General features: G+C 63.4%; 17 protein-coding genes. 7 read left to right on the forward strand and 10 right to left on the reverse strand.

Features of this window, described 5'->3' with window-relative positions:
• The first annotated feature begins 117 nt into the window (after positions 1-117).
• Genes ACNFCH_RS04505 through ACNFCH_RS04520 form a run of 4 tightly spaced genes read left to right on the forward strand, consistent with a single transcriptional unit; the run spans position 118 to position 4,330 of the window.
• Entirely contained in the window at positions 118-1,164 is a 1,047-nt protein-coding gene (locus ACNFCH_RS04505; RefSeq protein WP_337158224.1) for an ABC transporter ATP-binding protein, read from the forward strand.
• Entirely contained in the window at positions 1,161-2,093 is a 933-nt protein-coding gene (locus ACNFCH_RS04510) for an ABC transporter permease (RefSeq protein WP_337158225.1), read from the forward strand. Before ACNFCH_RS04505 ends, ACNFCH_RS04510 begins: the two co-directional genes overlap by 4 nt.
• Complete coding sequence (locus ACNFCH_RS04515) at positions 2,083-2,889, forward strand: ABC transporter permease (RefSeq protein ID WP_337158226.1); 807 nt, start codon at positions 2,083-2,085, stop codon at positions 2,887-2,889. The genes ACNFCH_RS04510 and ACNFCH_RS04515 overlap by 11 nt, the downstream gene beginning before the upstream one ends.
• 16 nt (positions 2,890-2,905) lie before the next feature.
• Positions 2,906-4,330, forward strand: a complete 1,425-nt coding sequence (locus tag ACNFCH_RS04520) for a gamma-aminobutyraldehyde dehydrogenase (protein ID WP_416742343.1) — start codon at positions 2,906-2,908, stop codon at positions 4,328-4,330.
• 237 nt (positions 4,331-4,567) lie between these two features.
• Here the strand turns inward: ACNFCH_RS04520 and ACNFCH_RS04525 are convergent, their stop codons facing one another.
• From ACNFCH_RS04525 to ACNFCH_RS04535, 3 genes are all read right to left on the reverse strand, one after another.
• Positions 4,568-5,674 carry an NADH:flavin oxidoreductase/NADH oxidase gene (locus ACNFCH_RS04525; protein ID WP_416742344.1) on the reverse strand — a complete coding sequence of 369 codons (1,107 nt, stop codon included), beginning with the start codon at positions 5,672-5,674 and terminating at the stop codon, positions 4,568-4,570.
• A 1,028-nt stretch (positions 5,675-6,702) separates the two neighbouring features.
• Positions 6,703-8,412 (reverse strand): single-stranded-DNA-specific exonuclease RecJ, encoded by a 1,710-nt coding sequence (gene recJ / locus ACNFCH_RS04530; RefSeq protein WP_416742345.1) that lies wholly within the window; start codon positions 8,410-8,412, stop codon positions 6,703-6,705.
• 30 nt (positions 8,413-8,442) lie between these two features.
• Complete coding sequence (locus ACNFCH_RS04535) at positions 8,443-8,985, reverse strand: YaeQ family protein (RefSeq protein ID WP_416742346.1); 543 nt, start codon at positions 8,983-8,985, stop codon at positions 8,443-8,445.
• Between the two features lie 132 nt (positions 8,986-9,117).
• Here ACNFCH_RS04535 and ACNFCH_RS04540 point away from each other — a divergent pair, with 132 nt between their 5' ends.
• Positions 9,118-10,317, forward strand: a complete 1,200-nt coding sequence (locus tag ACNFCH_RS04540) for a CaiB/BaiF CoA-transferase family protein (protein ID WP_337158888.1) — start codon at positions 9,118-9,120, stop codon at positions 10,315-10,317.
• 10 nt (positions 10,318-10,327) lie between these two features.
• Entirely contained in the window at positions 10,328-11,215 is an 888-nt protein-coding gene (locus ACNFCH_RS04545; RefSeq protein ID WP_416742347.1) for a TIGR02285 family protein, read from the forward strand.
• 145 nt (positions 11,216-11,360) lie between these two features.
• Here the strand turns inward: ACNFCH_RS04545 and ACNFCH_RS04550 are convergent, their stop codons facing one another.
• From ACNFCH_RS04550 to xerD, 6 genes are all read right to left on the reverse strand, one after another.
• Positions 11,361-11,642, reverse strand: coding sequence for a DUF3509 domain-containing protein (locus ACNFCH_RS04550; RefSeq protein WP_337158886.1), 282 nt, complete (start codon positions 11,640-11,642; stop codon positions 11,361-11,363).
• Between the two features lie 78 nt (positions 11,643-11,720).
• Positions 11,721-12,146, reverse strand: coding sequence for a histidine kinase (locus tag ACNFCH_RS04555; RefSeq protein ID WP_337158885.1), 426 nt, complete (start codon positions 12,144-12,146; stop codon positions 11,721-11,723).
• Between the two features lie 176 nt (positions 12,147-12,322).
• Positions 12,323-13,732, reverse strand: a complete 1,410-nt coding sequence (gene thrC / locus ACNFCH_RS04560; RefSeq protein WP_196162824.1) for a threonine synthase — start codon at positions 13,730-13,732, stop codon at positions 12,323-12,325.
• Positions 13,733-13,786: 54 nt separating this feature from the next.
• Complete coding sequence (locus tag ACNFCH_RS04565) at positions 13,787-15,091, reverse strand: homoserine dehydrogenase (protein ID WP_070094676.1); 1,305 nt, start codon at positions 15,089-15,091, stop codon at positions 13,787-13,789.
• Positions 15,092-15,173: 82 nt separating this feature from the next.
• Positions 15,174-15,935: a DsbC family protein gene (locus tag ACNFCH_RS04570; RefSeq protein ID WP_196162825.1), complete on the reverse strand. Its 762-nt coding sequence runs from the start codon at positions 15,933-15,935 to the stop codon at positions 15,174-15,176.
• Between the two features lie 154 nt (positions 15,936-16,089).
• Positions 16,090-16,986: a site-specific tyrosine recombinase XerD gene (xerD, locus tag ACNFCH_RS04575; protein WP_337158883.1), complete on the reverse strand. Its 897-nt coding sequence runs from the start codon at positions 16,984-16,986 to the stop codon at positions 16,090-16,092.
• Positions 16,987-17,054: 68 nt separating this feature from the next.
• Here xerD and ACNFCH_RS04580 point away from each other — a divergent pair, with 68 nt between their 5' ends.
• Positions 17,055-18,893 carry a sodium:proton antiporter gene (locus ACNFCH_RS04580; RefSeq protein ID WP_337158882.1) on the forward strand — a complete coding sequence of 613 codons (1,839 nt, stop codon included), beginning with the start codon at positions 17,055-17,057 and terminating at the stop codon, positions 18,891-18,893.
• Here ACNFCH_RS04580 and ACNFCH_RS04585 read toward each other — a convergent pair.
• The gene (locus ACNFCH_RS04585; protein ID WP_337158881.1) at positions 18,887-19,297 is read right to left on the reverse strand and encodes an acyl-CoA thioesterase; all 411 of its coding nucleotides are present in this window, start codon (positions 19,295-19,297) and stop codon (positions 18,887-18,889) included. The genes ACNFCH_RS04580 and ACNFCH_RS04585 overlap by 7 nt on opposite strands.
• Between the last annotated feature and the right edge of the window lie 78 nt (positions 19,298-19,375).

Here is a 19,375-nt window from a genome sequence, read left to right on the forward strand (position 1 = left end):
CGGGTTGTTGTTCCGGCTTCTTCGCGGTTGAACCCTCTCCCTCGGCGCCATAACCGTGGGATCGGGTTTAACCGCGAAAGGGGCCAGGCGGTAGACAAAATGCACGGAGTCAGCGCAATGCCCCTAGCTGTCCAGCTCACCGAGGTATCCCGCACGTTCGGCGACGTCAGGGCCGTCGATCGGGTCAGTATCGATATCCAGGAGGGCGAGTTCTTTTCCATGCTCGGCCCTTCGGGTTCGGGCAAGACCACCTGCCTACGCCTGATCGCAGGCTTCGAACAACCCAGCAGCGGCTCGATTCGCCTGCATGATGTGGAGGCTGCCGGCCTACCCCCTTACCAGCGTGACGTGAACACGGTATTCCAGGACTACGCCCTGTTTCCGCACATGAACGTGCGCGACAACATTGCCTATGGCCTGAAGGTCAAGGGTGTCGCCAAGACCGAACGCTATACCCGTGCCGACGAGGCCTTGGCGATGGTGGCCCTGGCCGGCTACGCCGAGCGCAAACCGGCGCAGCTCTCCGGTGGGCAGCGCCAGCGCGTGGCCCTGGCCCGCGCCCTGGTCAATCGGCCACGGGTACTGTTGCTCGACGAGCCACTCGGAGCCCTGGACCTCAAGCTGCGCGAACAAATGCAAGGCGAGCTGAAGAAACTCCAGCGCCAACTGGGCATCACCTTCATCTTCGTCACCCACGACCAGACCGAGGCCTTGTCGATGTCCGACCGCGTCGCGGTGTTCAATCGGGGTCGGATCGAACAGGTCGATACCCCACGCAATCTGTACATGAAACCGGCGACCACCTTCGTCGCCGAATTCGTCGGGACCTCCAACGTGATCCGGGGCGAGCTGGCCCAGCAACTCACCGGAGACGTCTCGCCTTTTTCCATCCGTCCTGAACACATCCGCCTGGCGGAGCACGCGGCAATCGCCGAGGACATCCAGGTCAGCGGCCTGCTGCACGACATTCAATACCAGGGCAGTGCCACGCGCTACGAAGTGCGGTTGGACAACGGCCTGCTGCTGACCGTCAGCCAGGCCAATGACCGCTGGCAGGAACGACCCCAGCCCTGGCAACCTGGCCAGCGTGTCCAGGCCCACTGGCCCCGCGCGGCAATGAGGGGTTTGCGCGAAACCGTCCTGGACGAGGGCCAGGCGCGATGACCCTGGCGATGGAAAAACCGTCGCTGATCAGACGGCTTGGCACCGTGCTCTACCGGCGACCGAACCTGTACCTGTCGCTGCTGTTGATCCCGCCATTGACCTGGTTCGGCGCAATCTACCTGGGTTCGCTGCTGAACCTGCTCTGGCAGGGTTTCTACACCTTCGACGACTTCACCATGGCGGTGACGCCGGAGCTGACGCTGGCCAACTTCACGGCCCTGTTCGCCCCGGCGAACTTCGACATCATCCTGCGCACCCTGGCCATGGCGCTCGCCGTGTCGGTGGCCAGCGCGGTACTGGCCTTTCCGATCGCCTACTACATGGCCCGCTACACCTCGGGGCGAACCAAAGCCTTTTTCTACATCGCCGTCATGATGCCGATGTGGGCCAGCTACATCGTCAAGACCTATGCCTGGACCCTGTTGCTGGCCAAGGGCGGGGTGGCCCAGTGGTTCATCCAGCAACTGCATCTGCAGCCCCTGCTGCAGGCAGTTCTCGCGGTGCCCGGCATCGGCGGCAGTACTCTGTCCACCTCGCACCTTGGGCGGTTCATGGTGTTTGTCTACATCTGGCTGCCGTTCATGATCCTGCCGGTCCAGGCCTCGCTGGAGCGCTTGCCGCCATCGCTGCTGCAAGCTTCGGCCGACCTGGGCGCCCGGCCGAGTCAGACCTTCCTGCTGGTGGTGCTGCCACTGGCCATACCCGGTATCGCGGCGGGGTCGATCTTCACCTTCTCCCTGACCCTGGGCGACTTCATCGTGCCGCAATTGATCGGGCCACCTGGCTACTTCATCGGCAGCATGGTGTATGCCCAGCAAGGGGCGATCGGCAACATGCCGATGGCGGCGGCGTTCACCCTGGTGCCCATCGTGCTGATCGCTGTCTACCTGTCGATCGTCAAACGGTTGGGGGCCTTCGATGCACTCTGAAAAAGCCTCGCTGGGCCTGCGCCTGGCGGCCTGGGGCGGGTTGGTGTTCCTGCACTTTCCGATCCTGATCATCCTGCTCTATGCCTTCAACACCGAAGACGCGGCCTTCAGCTTTCCCCCGCGCGGGTTCACCCTCAAGTGGTTCGCCGTGACCTTCGCCCGGCAGGATGTGCTGGAGGCGATCAAGCTGTCGCTACAAGTCGCCTGCCTGGCCACGGTGATTGCCCTGGTGCTCGGCACCCTGGCCGCCGCGGCGCTGTACCGACGCAGCTTCTTTGGCAAGGAGAGCATCTCGCTGATGTTGATCCTGCCCATCGCCCTGCCCGGCATCATCACCGGCATCGCCCTGCTCTCGGCCTTCAAGAGCCTGGGCATCGAGCCCGGGCTGTTCACCATCGTGGTGGGCCACGCCACGTTCTGCGTGGTGATCGTCTACAACAACGTCATCGCCCGCCTGCGCCGTACCTCCCAGAGCCTGATCGAAGCCTCGATGGACTTGGGCGCCGATGGCTGGCAGACCTTCCGTTACATCATCCTGCCCAATCTCGGCTCGGCGCTGCTCGCTGGCGGTATGCTGGCCTTTGCCTTGTCGTTCGACGAGATCATCGTCACCACCTTCACCGCCGGCCACGAGCGCACGCTGCCGATCTGGTTGCTCAACCAGCTCAGCCGCCCGCGCGATGTGCCGGTCACCAACGTGGTCGCCATGCTGGTGATGCTGGTGACCATGCTGCCGATACTCGGCGCCTATTACCTGACCCGTGGCGGCGAAAGCGTCGCGGGCAGCGGCAAATGACCTAGGAGGAGTCCTCATGCAAACCCGAATGCTGATAAACGGTCGCCTGGTCGCAGGCGAAGGCCCCGCCTGGACCGTATTGAACCCGGCCCTTGGCAGTGCCCTGGCACAGATCAACGAGGCGACCGCCGCCCAGGTCGATGCTGCCGTGCGCGCTGCCGACCTGGCCTTCGATACCTGGTCGCAGACCACCCCGAAAGAGCGCTCGCAGGTGTTGCTGGCCCTGGCCGACACCATCGAACAACATGGCGAGGAGCTGGCCAGGCTCGAATCGCAGAACTGCGGCAAGCCCTATGCCGCCGCACTGGGTGACGAGATTCCGGCCATCGCCGATGTATTGCGCTACTTCGCCGGCGCCGCGCGCTGTCTGGGCGGGTCTGCGGCGGGCGAGTACCTGCCGGGACACACCTCGATGATCCGCCGTGACCCCCTGGGCGTGATCGCGTCCATCGCGCCGTGGAACTACCCGCTGATGATGCTGGCCTGGAAGATCGCCCCGGCACTGGCGGCCGGCAATACCGTGGTGCTCAAACCCTCGGAGATGACCCCGCTCACAGCCCTGCGCCTGGCCGAGCTGGCCAAGGACCTGCTCCCGGCAGGCGTGCTCAATATCGTCTTCGGCCGCGGCCAGACGGTCGGCACACCCTTGGTCACTCATCCCAAGGTGCGCATGGTCTCGCTGACCGGCTCCATCCCCACCGGCGCCCACATCATCGGCGCCACCGCCGACAGCGTGAAACGCATGCACATGGAGCTAGGCGGCAAGGCACCGGTCCTGGTGTTCGACGACGCCGACCTGGACGCGGCCATCGAAGGGATCCGCACCTTCGGCTTCTACAACGCCGGCCAGGACTGCACCGCCGCCTGCCGCCTCTACGTACAGGACGGCATCTACGAACGCTTCGTCGAACGCCTGGGCGAGGCAGTGGCAAGCATCAAACCTGGCCTGCAGAATGCGTCCGACACCGAGCTGGGCCCCCTGATCAGTGCCCAGCACCGCGACAAGGTCGCAGGCATGGTCGAGCGTGCCATCGCCCAGCCGCACATCCGCTTGGTCACTGGCGGCAAGGTCATCCCGGGAGAAGGGTTCTTCTTCGAACCGACGGTGCTGGCCGATGCCCTGCAAGACGATGAAATCGTGCGCCATGAAGTCTTCGGGCCGGTGGTATCGGTGACACGCTTCAGCGACGAGGCCCAGGCCCTGGAGTGGGCCAACGACTCGGACTACGGGCTCGCCTCATCGGTCTGGACCCGCGACACCGGCCGCGCCCACCGCCTGGCCGCACGCCTGCAGTACGGCTGCACCTGGGTCAACACCCACTTCATGCTGGTCAGCGAAATGCCCCATGGCGGCCAGAAGCATTCGGGGTATGGCAAGGACATGTCGATGTATGGACTCGAGGACTACACCTGCGTGCGGCATGTGATGATCAAGCACTGAGTCCAAAACGGGCTGATCGAGGCGGTTTACCGTCTCGATTCTGGTTGCGCATGACGTTCTTGCTTGGCGCTCTCTTCGCGGGTAAACCCGCTCCTACAAGGCGTACACGGACTATGTGGGAGTGGGTTTACCCGCGAATACGTCAGCGAGATGGCCGTCGCATTCGCGGATAAACACGCCACACGCGTGGCTGTTAGATACATCCGGTGATGTGGTGCATCTGGAAATAAGCGGCGTTCAATCCCTCAAGTCCGACTCATGGATCGGGTTGGCCCGGCTGGTCGCGCGCTGGTATTGGGCCGGCCAAGTGGCTTTGTTGCCGCCCAGGTCATCGTCGGCATGCAGAGGCCAGTAGGGATCACGCAGCAGTTCGCGGGCGAGGAAGATGATGTCCGCCTGACCGGTTCGTAAAATATGCTCGGCCTGGGCCGGTTCGGTGATCATGCCGACCGTGCCGGTGGCGATTTCCGACTCCTTGCGCACTCGCTCGGCGAAACGGGTCTGATAACCAGGGCCAGTGGGGATCTCGGCGTTGACCGAGGTGCCGCCGGAGGACACGTCGATCAGGTCCACGCCAATCGCCCTCAACCGCCGGGCCAGTTCGACGGTCTCATCCGGGTTCCAGCCGTCCTCGACCCAATCGGTGGCCGACACCCGCACGAACAGCGGCAACTCCTGTGGCCAGACGCTGCGCACCGCCTCGGTCACCTCCAGGGTGAGGCGGATGCGGTTTTCGAAACAGCTGCCATAACGGTCCCGACGCTGGTTGCTCAACGGCGAAAGGAACTGGTGCAGCAGATACCCGTGGGCGGCATGGACCTCGACCACCTTGAAGCCCGCGGCCAGCGCCCGACGAGCGGCATCGGCAAAGGATTGGACGATACCGGCGATCTCCTCCTCGGAGAGTTCGCGGGGCACGGTGTGTTCTGGGTCGAAGGCAATTCGTGACGGGCCGACCGGCTGCCATCCGCCCTCCTCGACCGTGACGCTGCCATGTTTGCCCAGCCAGGGGCGATGGGTACTGGCCTTGCGCCCGGCGTGGGCAAGCTGGATGCCCGGCACGGCGCCTTGGGCGGTGATAAAACGGGTGATGCGCTGCAAGGGTGGGATCTGTGCGTCGCTCCACAGGCCCAGGTCCTCGGCGCTGATGCGACCGTCGGGGGTCACCGCCGTCGCTTCGGTGATCACCAGGCCAGCGCCGCCAACGGCACGGCTGCCCAGGTGCACCAGGTGCCAGTCATTGGCCAGACCATCGACAGCGGAGTACTGGCACATGGGGGAAACGGCGATGCGGTTGGGCAGGGTCAACTGACGCAGGGTGTAAGGCTCGAGCAGCAGGCTCATGAGGGCACCTCCCAGGGACTCCAATGGTTTGGCCGGTCCGGGCACTTGTGTGGGACCTTGGTCCGGTATCGGTCTTTTTCAGACTAGACCAGATAGGGGGTGGTGGTTTTTTTGTGTTGGTTTGGGGGCTTGGGCTTGGGCTTGGGCTTGGGCTTGGGCTTGGGCTTGGGCTTGGGCTTGGGCTTGGGCTTGGGCTTGGGCTTGGGCTTGGGCTTGGGCTTGGGCTTTCAGATTGTGTGAATATCCGGTGTTGGTGGTGGCACCACTGGCGCTTTTCGCCTTTACGGCGACCTACTTTTGCTCTTGGGCAAAAGTAGGCAAAAACCGCTGGCTCCCACATACGGCCCGGCGCTTCGCACCGGGTTCCCTCGCTGCGGTGTCTTGCGGGGCTTCGCGGCCTCCGGCTGGCTGCGCCAGCCTCCATCTCGCGACTTCGGCTCTCGCCGAAGGGCGCTGCGCGCCTGCCCCTACAGACACCTCCACTCGGCCTCCTGAGGTCGCGATTGGTGGCGCCTGGACTATCGCGCATCAAAAGCAACGGCAAACAGGCTAATTATTTGTTGTTTGTGCCGACCTATTCGCGGGTAAACCCGCACAGGTACAGCGCCGCTCTCATGGGCAGCGGTGAACCTGTGGGAGCGGGTTTACCCGCGAATGGGCGGAACATACCCCACAAAAACCACTGAATGAAACAACGCCAGCCCAGACGCCACCCGTAACTTGCGCCCCATCAGCAGGCCGAGCGGAGGTGTCTGTAGGGGCAGGCGCGCAGCGCCCTTCGGCGAGAGCCGAAGTCGCGAGATGGAGGCTGGCGCAGCCAGCCGGAGGCCGCGAAGCCCCGTAAGGCACCGCAGCGAGGGAACCCGGTGCGAAGCGCCGGGCCGTATGCGGGGGCGCAGCGGCTTTGGTTACTTTGGCCAAAGTGACCCACCAAGACCAAAGTGACCCGCCGTAAGGGCGGAAAGGTGACTAAGCGTCACCCCAAAAAACGGATAAGCCCACAAACCTCAAACTAACAACTAATCAGCTCACCGCGGCTCCATGTGCGCAATCATCAACTGCACACTCTCATTCCCCCGAAACTCATTCACATCCAACTTGTACGCCAACTCCACCCAGCGCACCGTCGGATTCGGCCAGACATCCCGATCGATACCAAAAGCAATGCCATCGAGCTTGACCGACCCACACTCGCTCTTGAGCACTACCTTCAAATGCCGCTCTCCCACCACCCGTTGCTCGACCAACTGGAACACGCCATGGAACAGCGGCTCGGGAAAGTGCTGCCCCCAAGGCCCCGCATGACGCAAGGCACGCGCCAGGTCCAAGTGGAACTCCTCGACCGCAAGGGTACCGTCAGAGAGCAATCGCCCGGTCAGGTCCTCTTCCACCAGATGCCGACGAACCTCCTCATCGAAAGCCGCGGCAAACGCCGGGAAGTTTTCCGCAGGCAAGGACAGCCCAGCCGCCATCGCGTGCCCGCCGAACTTGCTGATCAAGTGCGGCTGACGCGCCGCCACCGCATCCAGCGCATCGCGGATATGAAACCCCGGTACCGACCGTGCAGAGCCTTTGAGCATGCCCTCGCCGACATCGGCGAAGGCGATGGTCGGGCGGTGATAGCGTTCTTTCATACGCGAGGCAAGGATGCCGATCACGCCCTGGTGCCAGTCGGCCTCGAACAGGCACAGACCATACGGCATGGATTCGACCGGCAGGTCCTTGAGCTGAGCCAGCGCTTCACGCTGCATGCCTTGCTCGATGGACTTGCGGTCCTGGTTCAGGCTATCCAGCTCTTGGGCCATGTCCAACGCAACGGCCGGGTCGTCGCAGAGCAGGCATTCAATGCCCAGGCTCATGTCGTCCAGGCGACCGGCGGCATTCAGGCGCGGCCCCAGGATGAAGCCCAGGTCGGTGGAGGTGATACGCCGGTGATCGCGCCGGGCGACTTCCAGGATGGCCTTCAGGCCAGGGCGGGCGCGGCCGGCACGGATGCGCTCCAGCCCCTGGTGCACCAGAATGCGGTTGTTGGCGTCCAGCGGGACGACGTCAGCGACACTGCCCAGGGCGACCAGGTCGAGCAGTTCGCCGATATTAGGCTGCGGCTGTTGATCGTAGCGCCCTAGGGCGCGCAGGCGAGCCCGCAGCGCCATGAGGACGTAAAAGATCACCCCTACGCCGGCCAGCGCCTTGCTGGGGAAGTCGCACCCCGGCTGGTTCGGATTGACGATGGCATCGGCATCGGGCAATTGCGCGCCCGGCAGGTGGTGGTCGGTCACCAATACCTTGAGCCCGGCGGCCTTGGCTGCCGCCACACCCTCGACACTGGAGATACCGTTGTCCACCGTGATCAGCAGCTGTGGCTCACCCTGCAGAGCCACGTCGACGATCTCCGGTGTCAGGCCGTAGCCGTACTTGAAACGGTTGGGCACTAGATAATCGACTTGAGCCGCGCCCAACAGGCGTAGCCCCAGCACACCGACGGTACTGGCCGTGGCCCCGTCGGCATCGAAGTCGCCGACGATGACGATACGCTGGCGCTGATCCAGCGCCTCCAGCAGCAGGTCCACCGCCGCATCGATGCCCTTGAGCTGTTGATACGGCAGCAAGCGCGCCAGGCTCTTGTCCAGTTCGGCCTCGGACTGCACGCCACGGGCGGCGTACAGGCGGGTCAGCAAAGGGGGCAGGTTACCGAGGAACGGCAGGCTCGGCGGCAGGGGGCGGGGTTCGATACGCATGGGGCCTTCGACAATCAGGTTGGGAACAGGTCAGCCACGCTCACCGAGCAGCCACTCGAGCTGCACTTCGTGCTGGCCGCGGTCGTCGGTCACGAATACGGTGCCTTCGCTGATCATCACGTCCCACTTGATCGAGCGGGGCATGTCGGTGGCCAGGACCTCCAGCACCTCCTGGGGAACCGCGGCGATGCTGAGGTTCTTCAGGCCCTTGACTGCATCGACGACTTTGTTCTGCCAGACCCGCAGGCTGCCGTAGGCCAGCAGGCTGGTACGCTCGGTGCGACGCGAGCACCAGGTCAGGCGCTCGGCGTCCGGCTGGCCGACTTCGATCCAGTGCAGGATGCGGTCGTCCAGGCTCTTTTCCCACAGGGCCGCTTCATCCACGTCGGACAGGCCACGGCCAAACGACAGGTTCTCGTTGTACCAGAGCGCGTAGGCCAACAGGCGTACAGCCATGCGTTCCTCGGTTTCCGACGGGTGACGGGCGATGGTCTGACGGATGTTCTCGTACACACCGCGGTCGAGGTCGGTCAGATTCAGTTCGAACTTGTAAGTGGTGGACGGCTGGGCCATGGGCGGGGGCTTCTTGCGAAAATAAAAGTCACACAGTCTAACCGATCCCGCTCATCGTTGCGCCGCGGCAGTACCTGCCGTCGACGACCTATGATAAAACCACGGGCTAAGCCCAGCTGCCACGGATGCCCCATGCCCACGCCAAGCAAACCCCTCGCCGGCCTGAAAGTGATCGAGCTCGGCACCCTGATCGCCGGCCCCTTCGCCTCGCGTATCTGCGCCGAATTCGGTGCCGAGGTGATCAAGGTCGAGTCGCCCGATGGCGGCGACCCCCTGCGCAAATGGCGCAAGCTGTACGAGGGCACTTCGCTGTGGTGGTTCGTCCAGGCGCGCAACAAGCAATCGCTGACCCTCAACCTCAAGCACCCCGAAGGCCGTGAAGTGCTCAAGCGCCTGCTGGCAGAGGCAGACATCCTGATCGAGAACTTCCGCCCCGGTGTACTGGAAAAACTCGGCCTGGGCTGGGACGTGCTGCACGCGCTCAACCCACGCCTGGTGATGGTGCGCCTGTCCGGCTTCGGCCAGACCGGGCCGATGAAAGACCAGCCCGGTTTCGGCGCGGTAGGCGAGTCCATGGGTGGCCTGCGTTACATCACAGGCTTCGAGGACCGACCGCCGGTACGCACGGGCATCTCCATCGGCGACTCGATCGCCGCCCTGTGGGGCGTGATCGGTGCCTTGATGGCCCTGCGCCATCGCGAGGTCAATGGAGGCCAAGGGCAAGTGGTGGACGTGGCCCTGTACGAGGCTATCTTCGCGATGATGGAAAGCATGGTGCCGGAGTTCGACGTGTTCGGCTTCATCCGCGAGCGCACCGGCAACATCATGCCCGGTATCACGCCCTCCTCCATCCACACCAGCGCCGACGGCAAGCATGTGCAGATCGGCGCCAATGGCGATGCCATTTTCAAGCGTTTCATGCAGGCCATCGGCCGCGACGACCTGGCCAATGACCCAAGCCTGGCCACCAACGACGGCCGAGACCTGCGCCGCGACGAGCTATATGGCGTCATCGACCGTTGGGTCAACAGCCTGCCACTGGAAGAGGTCATGCAGGCCCTCACCCAGGCCGAGGTGCCGGCCAGCCGCATCTATTCGGCCGAGGACATGTTCAGCGACCCGCAGTACCTGGCTCGCGAAATGTTCCTCCAGGCCAAATTGCCCGATGGCAAACCATTCAAGATGCCTGGCATCGTCCCCAAGCTTTCGGATACGCCGGGCTCCAGCGAGTGGGTCGGCCCGACCCTGGGCGAACACACCGAATCGGTGTTGACGCGTCTGGGCTACGACGCTGCTGCCATCAGTCGGCTGCGCGAAACCGGTGCAGTCTGATCGCCTACCGATGCGCGGCCTTGTCAGGCGCCTGCTCGGGCTGCTGATCATCCTGTGCGGGATGCTGCCGGCCCTGGGACAAGCCAAGGAGCGCCTGATCTGGCTGGTGCGCGATCTGCCGCCGTTCACCATCTTCGAAGGTGCGGGCAAAGGCCAGGGCGTCGTTGACAACCTGCTGCCCCGATTGATCGCGCAGATGCCCGAGTACGATCACAGCATCGTCAGGGTCAACCGTGCGCGGGGCATCCAGATGCTCCAGGAGCCCAGCTTTACCTGCGATCCGACACTGCTCTGGACGCCGGAGCGGGCCAAGTTCGTGCATTACTCCATCCCATCGCTGGGTGTGCTGAGCAGTGGAGTGGTGATACGCAAGCAGGACCAGGCGCTCCTGGCGCCGTTTCTAGACAACCAACAGGTCGACCTCAAGCGCCTGCTGGGCCAGACTCGTCTCAAGCTTGGCATCGTCGCCGAACGCAGCTATAGCGTTCAAATCGACGAAATCCTCCGCCAGCTACCCGACACAGCCTTGAGCCGCCATTACGGCAATGACGCTACCGCCAATTTGCTACAAATGCAGCGCTTGGGCCGACTGCAGCTGGTATTGGGCTACTGGCCGGAAATGCGCTATCTGATCCAAGCCCAAGGCAATAACCCCGACGAGTATGCCTTTCACCCGATCCAAGGTGTGAACCGCTATCAGTTTCTGCACGTGGGCTGCTCCGATACGCCCTTGGGGCGTGAAGCCATCAGTCATATCAATCGCCTGCTGCCTACCCTGCGTCGCGAGACATTGCCAGGATTCTATGCCCGCTGGCTGGCCCCTGAAGAGCACGAGCGGTACCTCGCCGACAGTCTGCACTTTTTCGATACCCAGGCCGACAGCCCCGAGGAACACTGAGCTGGGCGATTGGCTGTAAAAAAAGAAACCCCGGGCGCAGGAAGGAACGCCGGGGGTCGAACGAAAGTCAGGGGACTTTCAGGAGCAGTCTTCAGCACCGGAGCAAAGCACTGTCGACCTGCTCTTACCGATTCCGATGAAACCTTCAGACAAAGGTTCCGGAAAATGCGCGCTGATGCTGCAAGGCAGCGATCACACAAGGTTGCAGACGCCCTTCGGCGATCTGAAGGTCTCGGTGCAGGCCATCGACCAGGTCAATCAGCAAGCGCTGGTCCTCCAGCTGGCGCAGGCTGACCGAACGCCTAAGTGTCACATCACCCTGCTGATCGATCACACTGAGTTGGCGGTTGCCGCTGGCGTCTGTTTCGCCGAGCTGGGCGTGGTAGGGGGTCAAGGCATCGTTGAGCAGTTTGCAGATTCTTTCCATCCGGCGTACTCGCTGTTCGAGGAAGCTATCGGAACTGACCACCAGACGCCGTGCAAAGTTCGCTATGCCGCGCCGGTATCAGTGAGCATGCGCGGGGTACATGACAGTTTGAATATGCCCCTCGGACCCTTGATGGATACGCTCCAACGCCCGTTGCAGGCTCGGCATCACCAATGGCCAGGACAGCTCGCCGACAACCCGAACACCCTGGCGCCGGGCCTCACGAACCAGGCCTTCGCCATGGTCGGTTGATTGTCCGACGAACAATAACGCACAAGGCCGCTGCGCCTGCGCCACCTGCCGGAGCAGGGTTCGGCCACAATGCACCGGCAAGCCATGATCGAGGATCAGCAGATCAACGACGCCCCGCTGGGACAGGCAGCCCTTTGCCTCGGCCAGGTCCTGGGCCACACGCACATTGAAGACGCCTTGGGCATTGCAGGCCTGGTGCAGCGAGATATCGTGGGAAGGTCGTGCGTGAATCAGTACGTTGAGCCAATGCATGAACCGCTCCTGGAGTAGCACTACGCCCTTGTGGATAGGCGAGCCACTCTAAAAGGCCCCATGCAGCGGCAGGAATAGGAAATTACTTAAGCTTCTGAAGAAAGATCTGACTCATCACTGGGGGGATGAGTAGGACGCCGCCCGGGGCCACTGCGCGCCCCCGGGCGGGTTGAGTCTTAGAGCGGTTTGCCGCGGTTGCCGTGCTGGGCGACGAAGGCCTGAACGGCCTTCAGGTCGTTGGCCAGGACTGTGCAACGCTCGTCACGGCTGAACAGGTCACTCAGGTGCGCGGGTAGCTCGAGGGCTTTGCCGACGCCTGCCTTTTCCACCGCGTCCGGGAACTTGACCGGATGCGCGGTACCCAGGACGACCATCGGCGTATCCAGGCTGCGACGGCACTCACGGGCGGCCTTGACCCCAATCGCAGTGTGCGGATCGAGCACCTCGCCGGTACTGGCAAACACTTCGGCGATGGTCTCGCAGGTCTGCTCGTCAGTCACGGCCAGCGAATCGAACAGCTTGCGCGCTTCGGTCCAGCGGTCCTGTTCGACGCTGAAGCCTCCGCCCTGCTTGAAGCGCTCCATCAGCTCGGCGATGGCGGCACCACTGCGCCCGTGCAGGTCGAACAGCAAGCGCTCGAAGTTGGAGGAGACCATGATGTCCATCGAGGGCGACAGGGTCGGATGCAGGGTGTCCTTGACGTACTGATTGCCGCTCATGAAGCGGTGCAGGATGTCGTTGCGGTTGGTCGCCACGATCAGTTGGCTGATCGGCAGGCCCATGTTGCGCGCCAGGTAACCGGCAAAGATGTCGCCGAAGTTGCCGGTCGGGACCGAGAAGGCCACCGAGCGGGCTGGGCCGCCCAGCTGCAGCGCTGCATGGAAGTAGTAGACGATCTGGGCCATGATCCGCGCCCAGTTGATCGAGTTCACGGCGACCAGGCGGGTGCCCTTGAGGAACGACTGGTCGGCGAAGCTGGCCTTGACCATTTCCTGGCAGTCGTCGAAGTTGCCTTCGATGGCGATGTTGTGGATGTTGTCGCCGAAGATGGTCGTCATCTGGCGACGCTGCACTTCCGAGACACGCTGGTGAGGATGCAGGATGAAGATGTCGACGTTGTCGCAGCGGCGGCAACCTTCGATGGCGGCGGAGCCGGTGTCACCGCTGGTGGCCCCGATGATCACCACGCGCTCGCCGCGCTTGGCCAGGACGTGGTCGAGCAGGCGGCCGAGCAGTTGCAGGGCGAAGTCCTTGAACGCCAGGGTCGGGCCGTGGAACAGCTCCATCACCCACTCGTTGCCCGCCAACTGGCGCAGCGGCGCGACGGCGGCATGGGCGAACTCGCCGTAGGTTTCTTCGAGGATCTTCTTGAAATCGGCGTCAGCGATGCTGCCATCGACGAACGGGCGCATCACCCGGAAAGCCAGCTCGTGATACGGCAGGCCAGCCCAGGAAGCGATCTCTTCCTGGGTGAAGCGTGGCAGGTTCTCCGGCACGTACAGACCGCCATCGCTGGCGAGGCCCGCCAGCAGGACGTCTTCGAAATTCAGGGCCGGTGCCTGGCCGCGGGTACTGATATAGCGCATGGGTGCAAACCTTCGGTTCTGGGCGCGGGCCGCCATCGCGGCCCGCCACTGACATTAATTGAGCTGTTCGACGCGGATGCGCACGACCTTGCCGACCACGTCCTGCAGAGCTTCGAGGGCGACGATGGCGTCGTTGATGCGCTGCTCCACCACGCGGTGGGTCAGGAGGATCATCGGCACCAGGCCGTCCTGCTCCTCGGCTTCCTTCTGCATGATCGACTCGATGTTGATGCCACGCTCGGAGAGGATGCTCGCCACCTGGGCCAGTACGCCTGGATGGTCCTTGGCCTGGATGCGCAGGTAGTAGGCGCTTTCACAGGCTTCGATCGGCAGGATCGGATGAGCCGACAGCGAATCGGGCTGGAAGGCCAGGTGCGGCACGCGGTTTTCAGGATCGGAAGTCATGGCGCGGACCACATCGACCAGGTCGGCGACCACCGACGAGGCGGTCGGCTCCATGCCGGCACCGGCGCCGTAGTACAGGGTGGAGCCGGCAGCATCACCGTTGACCATGACAGCGTTCATCACGCCGTTGACGTTGGCGATCAGGCGATCATTGGGGATCAGGGTCGGGTGGACGCGCAGCTCGATGCCGGCGTCAGTGCTGCGGGCCACGCCCAGGTGCTTGATGCGATAGCCCAGGGCCTCGGCGTAGTTGACGTCGGCGGTGGTCAGCTGGGTGATGCCTTCGGTGTAGGCCTTGTCGAACTGCAGCGGAATGCCGAAGGCGATGGAAGCGAGGATGGTCAGCTTGTGGGCGGCATCGATGCCTTCGACGTCGAAGGTCGGGTCGGCTTCGGCGTAACCCAGGGCCTGGGCTTCGGCCAGTACGTCAGGGAAGGCACGGCCCTTGTCGCGCATCTCGGTGAGGATGAAGTTGCCGGTACCGTTGATGATGCCCGCCAGCCAGTTGATACGGTTGGCCGACAGGCCTTCGCGGATTGCCTTGATCACCGGGATGCCGCCGGCCACGGCCGCTTCGAAGGCGACAATGACGCCCTTCTCGCGGGCCTTGGCGAAGATCTCGTTGCCGTGCACGGCAATCAGCGCCTTGTTGGCGGTGACCACGTGCTTGCCGTTCTCGATGGCCTTGAGGACCAGATCACGGGCGATGGTGTAGCCACCGATCAGTTCGATGACGATGTCGATCTCAGGGTTGCTCGCGACTTCGAACACATCAGCGGTAATGGGGGTACCGGTAATCTGGCAGTTCGGGTTCTGCGAGCGCATGGCGATCTGTGCCACTTCAATACCGCGCCCGGCACGGCGGGCAATCTCCTCGGCGTTGCGCTGAAGTACATTGAAGGTTCCGCCACCGACGGTCCCCAACCCACAGATGCCTACTTTGACCGGTTTCACTGTGAACTCCCCATTGAACGGCCGGCGCCTGCGCCGACCGTGAAACATGCCGTCTCCCCATGGCGACGGCGTAGTGATTGAATTACTTGGCGGCCTTTGCGTCGCTGGCCAGGGCCAGCTTGGCGACCTGCGGTGCCGGCTGGTAGCCCGGAATCACCTGGCCGCTCTGCAGGACGATCGCCGGCGTGCCATTGACACCGATCGACTGCCCCAGCTCGAACTGCTTGCTGACCGGGTTGGCGCACTTGGCGGCCTTGATTTCCTTGCCGTCGATCATCTTGTCCAGCGCCGCGCGGCGGTCGCTGGAGCACCAGACGGCCTGCAACTGCTCGTCACCCGGCGAGCCGAGGCCCTGGCGCGGGAAGGCGACATAGCGCACTTCGATACCGCGGCGATTGAGCTCAGGGACTTCGGCGTGCAGCTTGTGGCAATACGGGCAGGTGGTGTCGGTAAACACGGTGATGTGCGACTTGGTCTCGCCCTTGGCAGGATAAACCACCATTTCGGCGGCTGGAATGCCGTTGATGAGCTTGGCGATGCCCTGGCGCTCAGTCTTCTCGGTGAGGTTGACTGGCTTGCCATCCTGGATCTGGTACAGGTACCCCTGCATCACGAACTGGCCATCGCCACTGGCGTACAGCACACGACCACCTTGCAGCTTGACTTCATACAGGCCGTTGACCGGGCTGCTGGCGACGCTTTCGACCGGCACTTCCAGCGCGAGGGTCTTGAGGGTGTTGCGGATGGCCTGCTCGGCACCGGCGCTGGCATCGGTGGCCGCAGCGACGGCAAAGGTACTGGCCAACGCCAGGGCGGCGGCGGCGAAAATCTGGGTCACGCGCATGGGGTACTCCTGAAGGCGGACGGGGCCGGAGGATGTCGATCCGCGGCAAAAACGCGGCGAGCGGACGGCCCTTGGTGCAAACCGTCCAAGCCTACCACAACAGGCTGGCGCTAAATGCCCCCTCAACCTCCATAGGTCGGAACATGAAAATGATTCATCCACGCGGATGGTGCTGGGCGTGCAGTTGCTGCAAACGCGCCTTGGCCACATGGGTGTAGATCTGGGTAGTGGACAAGTCACTGTGCCCCAGCAGCATCTGCACCACCCGCAGGTCGGCCCCGTGATTGAGCAAGTGCGTGGCGAAGGCGTGGCGCAGGGTATGGGGCGACAGGGGCTTGTCGATCCCGGCGACCCGCGCCTGGTGCTTGATGCGGTGCCAGAAGGTCTGGCGGGTCATCTGCTCGCCACGCTGGCTGGGGAACAGCACATCGCTGGGACGCCCGTTCAACAGCTCATTGCGACCATCGCGCAGGTAGCGCTCGATCCACAGCACCGCCTCTTCGCCCATCGGCACCAGGCGTTCCTTGCTGCCCTTGCCCATCACCCGCAGAACCCCCTGTCGCAGGTTGACCTGATCGAGGGTCAGGCTGACCAGTTCGGTCACCCGCAGGCCACAGGCGTAGAGCACTTCGAGCATGGCTCGGTCGCGCTGACCGATGGCTTCGGCCAGGTCCGGCGCCTGCAACAAGGCCTCGACATCATCCTCCGACAAGGATTTGGGCAACGGCCGTCCCAATAGCGGCATTTCCACTTGCAGGGTCGGATCGACGCCTACGAGCTTTTCTCGCAGCAAATAACGAAAGAAGCCACGCAAACCCGAGAGAAAGCGTGCCGTGGAGCGCGGCTTGTAGCCTTGCTCCAGGCGCCAGGCCAGATGGTCCAGGATCAGGTCACGCCCGGCGTCAGGCAGCGCCACGTCGTGCTCCTGCAGCCAACCATTGAATAGCGCCAGGTCGCTGCGATAGGAGGCGCGGGTATTGTCGGACAGGCCTTTTTCCAGCCAGAGGGCATCAAGAAACTGGTCGATCAGGGGATGGTCGAGAGCGGGCATGAAAACTCGGTGGCAAACGGTGCAATGACGCTTAGTCTTTCATAACAACGTTGGCATAGGGAGTCCATATGAGCGAACAGCAGATTCTTCTGAGTTTCGGTGGCATCGGCGCAGCCGCTCTTGCCTGCCAATGGCTGGCCTGGCGCCTGAAACTGCCAGCGATACTCTTTCTGCTGCTGTGCGGCATTCTGGCCGGACCTGTGCTGGGCTGGCTATCGCCGCAGCAATTGTTCGGCCCGCTGCTGATGCCACTGGTGTCCCTGGCTGTGGCCCTGATCCTGTTCGAGGGCAGCCTGACCCTGCATTTGTCCCAATGGCGCGAGATCGGTAGCGTGGTGCATCGACTGGTGACAGTGGGCGCCTTGAGCACCTGGCTGGTGATCGCTCTCGCCACCCACTGGCTACTGGGCTTCGAGTGGCCCCTGGCGATCCTCTTCGGCACCCTCACCCTGGTGACAGGCCCGACCGTGATCGTGCCAATGCTGCGGGTGGTGCGCCCCAAGACCGCGATCGCCAACATCCTGCGCTGGGAGGGGATCGTCATCGATCCGATCGGTGCGCTGCTGGCCGTGGTGGTCTACAGCTTCATCATCGCCCGCACCGACGGCGACGGGCTGAGTCAGAGCCTGGTGACCTTTGCTGGCGTGATCTTCTGCGGCAGCGCCTTGGGCGCCGCGGGCGGTTGGCTGCTGGGCCAGATCATGCGCGCGCAATGGCTGCCAGAGTACCTGCACAACCTGGCGTCGCTGGCAGCGGTACTGGGCATCTTCATCGCCGCCAACCAGATCGTCCATGAGTCGGGTCTGCTGGCCGTGACGGTCATGGGCATGTGGTTGGCCAACATGCCCGGTGTGGATGTGCGGCAGATCCTGCACTTCAAGGAAAACCTCAGCGTGCTGTTGATCTCCGGGCTGTTCATTCTGCTGGCCGCCCGCCTCGACCTGCATGCCCTGCTGGCACTGGGCCCGGCGGTGTTGGCATTGCTGCTGGTCATTCAGTTGCTGGCGCGGCCGCTCAATGTCTTGTTGTCCACCTGGGGCTCGAACCTGAACTGGCGCGAGCGGCTGCTGCTGGCCTGGATCGCGCCAAGAGGCATCGTCGCCGCAGCGGTTTCGGCGATCTTCGCCATTCGCCTGGATGAAGCCGGCCACGAGGGGGCGCTGTTGCTGGTGCCTTTGACCTTCGCGGTCATCATCGGCACAGTGGTGTTGCAAAGCGCCACCGCCAGACCACTGGCCCGCCTGCTCAAAGTGGCCGAACCCGCCCCCAGCGGCTTTCTCATCGTCGGCGCCAATCCACCGGCCCGCGCCATCGCAAAAGCCTTGCAGCAATTGGGCAGCCGGGTACTGCTGACCGATTCGAGCTGGGAGAACATCCGCGCCGCGCGCATGGATGGACTGCCGACCTACTTCGGTAACCCGGCCTCTCAGCACGCCGACGCCCACCTGGACCTGGTGGGCCTGGGCCATCTACTTGGCCTTTCCCCCGCCGGTGAGCTCAACGCCCTGGCCTGCGCACGCTTTCGCCATGACTTCGGCCACAATCGACTGTTTGTATTGGCCAGCGGCCTGGAAAAGCAGCGCAGTGACAAGCACCGTGCCAGCGAAGAGCATCGCGGCCAACTGCTCGGTTCAAGCACGATGACCTACGGGCAACTGGCCAATCGTCTGCATCAAGGCGCTGAGCTGTACAGCACCCACCTCACCGATGGTTTCAACTGGCAGGACTACCAAGCGCTGCACGGCGAGCGCGCAACCTTGCTTTTTGCCCGCGATGGCAACGGCTGGGTCCATGTCGCCAGCCCGGACGCCCCCCTCAAGCCCCAGCCAGGCTGGACACTGGTGGCGCTGGTGGAGGCCGACCTGGAAACTAGCACCCAGGCCGAGGTACAGACCGCGAATCAGTGAGCGGGGAGCACCGGTACCGGGCGCTTGTCTTCGTCGATGGCGACGAAGCTGAACACACCATGGATGGCCCGTTCGCGGCCATCCAAGTACATGTTCTCGACAAAGACATCCACCTGCACCTGCAAGCTGGTGTTGCCCACCTTGACCACCGTCCCCACCAACTCGACGATCGAGCCCGCAGGAATCGGGTGCTTGAAGTCGATACGGTCGGTCGACACGGTCACCAGCGGCAAACGACAGAATCGGGTGGCGGCGATGAACGAGACCTCGTCCATCCAGGCCAAGGCGGTGCCGCCGAACAGGGTGTTGTGGTGGTTGGTGGTGCTGGGGAAGACAGCCTTCGTCACGCGGGTCACCGACAGTTCGGTGCGGCGCTGGATTTCCTGATCTCGAGGGGTGGTCATGAAGTGCTCTTGTCGCAACGGCTTGAAAGCGGTGCCGTCTGATTCGCGGGTAGACCCGTTCCAAAGCATTGGCGTGAT

It is taken from the genome of Pseudomonas sp. NY15354 (assembly GCF_048068075.1).
Classification (GTDB): domain Bacteria; phylum Pseudomonadota; class Gammaproteobacteria; order Pseudomonadales; family Pseudomonadaceae; genus Aquipseudomonas; species Aquipseudomonas guariconensis_C.

What these genes read in the sequence shown, in the direction of transcription:
- ACNFCH_RS04535 (WP_416742346.1), bottom strand. Translation starts at nt 8,985, where the DNA reads ATGGCCCAGCCGTCCACCACTTACAAGTTCGAACTGAATCTGACCGAC.
- recJ (WP_416742345.1), bottom strand. Translation starts at nt 8,412, where the DNA reads ATGCGTATCGAACCCCGCCCCCTGCCGCCGAGCCTGCCGTTCCTCGGT.
- ACNFCH_RS04570 (WP_196162825.1), bottom strand. Translation starts at nt 15,935, where the DNA reads ATGCGCGTGACCCAGATTTTCGCCGCCGCCGCCCTGGCGTTGGCCAGT.
- ACNFCH_RS04545 (WP_416742347.1), top strand. Translation starts at nt 10,328, where the DNA reads ATGCGCGGCCTTGTCAGGCGCCTGCTCGGGCTGCTGATCATCCTGTGC.
- ACNFCH_RS04515 (WP_337158226.1), top strand. Translation starts at nt 2,083, where the DNA reads ATGCACTCTGAAAAAGCCTCGCTGGGCCTGCGCCTGGCGGCCTGGGGC.
- ACNFCH_RS04510 (WP_337158225.1), top strand. Translation starts at nt 1,161, where the DNA reads ATGACCCTGGCGATGGAAAAACCGTCGCTGATCAGACGGCTTGGCACC.
- ACNFCH_RS04555 (WP_337158885.1), bottom strand. Translation starts at nt 12,146, where the DNA reads ATGCATTGGCTCAACGTACTGATTCACGCACGACCTTCCCACGATATC.
- ACNFCH_RS04525 (WP_416742344.1), bottom strand. Translation starts at nt 5,674, where the DNA reads ATGAGCCTGCTGCTCGAGCCTTACACCCTGCGTCAGTTGACCCTGCCC.
- xerD (WP_337158883.1), bottom strand. Translation starts at nt 16,986, where the DNA reads ATGCCCGCTCTCGACCATCCCCTGATCGACCAGTTTCTTGATGCCCTC.
- ACNFCH_RS04540 (WP_337158888.1), top strand. Translation starts at nt 9,118, where the DNA reads ATGCCCACGCCAAGCAAACCCCTCGCCGGCCTGAAAGTGATCGAGCTC.
- thrC (WP_196162824.1), bottom strand. Translation starts at nt 13,732, where the DNA reads ATGCGCTATATCAGTACCCGCGGCCAGGCACCGGCCCTGAATTTCGAA.
- ACNFCH_RS04585 (WP_337158881.1), bottom strand. Translation starts at nt 19,297, where the DNA reads ATGACCACCCCTCGAGATCAGGAAATCCAGCGCCGCACCGAACTGTCG.
- ACNFCH_RS04550 (WP_337158886.1), bottom strand. Translation starts at nt 11,642, where the DNA reads ATGGAAAGAATCTGCAAACTGCTCAACGATGCCTTGACCCCCTACCAC.
- ACNFCH_RS04520 (WP_416742343.1), top strand. Translation starts at nt 2,906, where the DNA reads ATGCAAACCCGAATGCTGATAAACGGTCGCCTGGTCGCAGGCGAAGGC.
- ACNFCH_RS04505 (WP_337158224.1), top strand. Translation starts at nt 118, where the DNA reads ATGCCCCTAGCTGTCCAGCTCACCGAGGTATCCCGCACGTTCGGCGAC.
- ACNFCH_RS04580 (WP_337158882.1), top strand. Translation starts at nt 17,055, where the DNA reads ATGAGCGAACAGCAGATTCTTCTGAGTTTCGGTGGCATCGGCGCAGCC.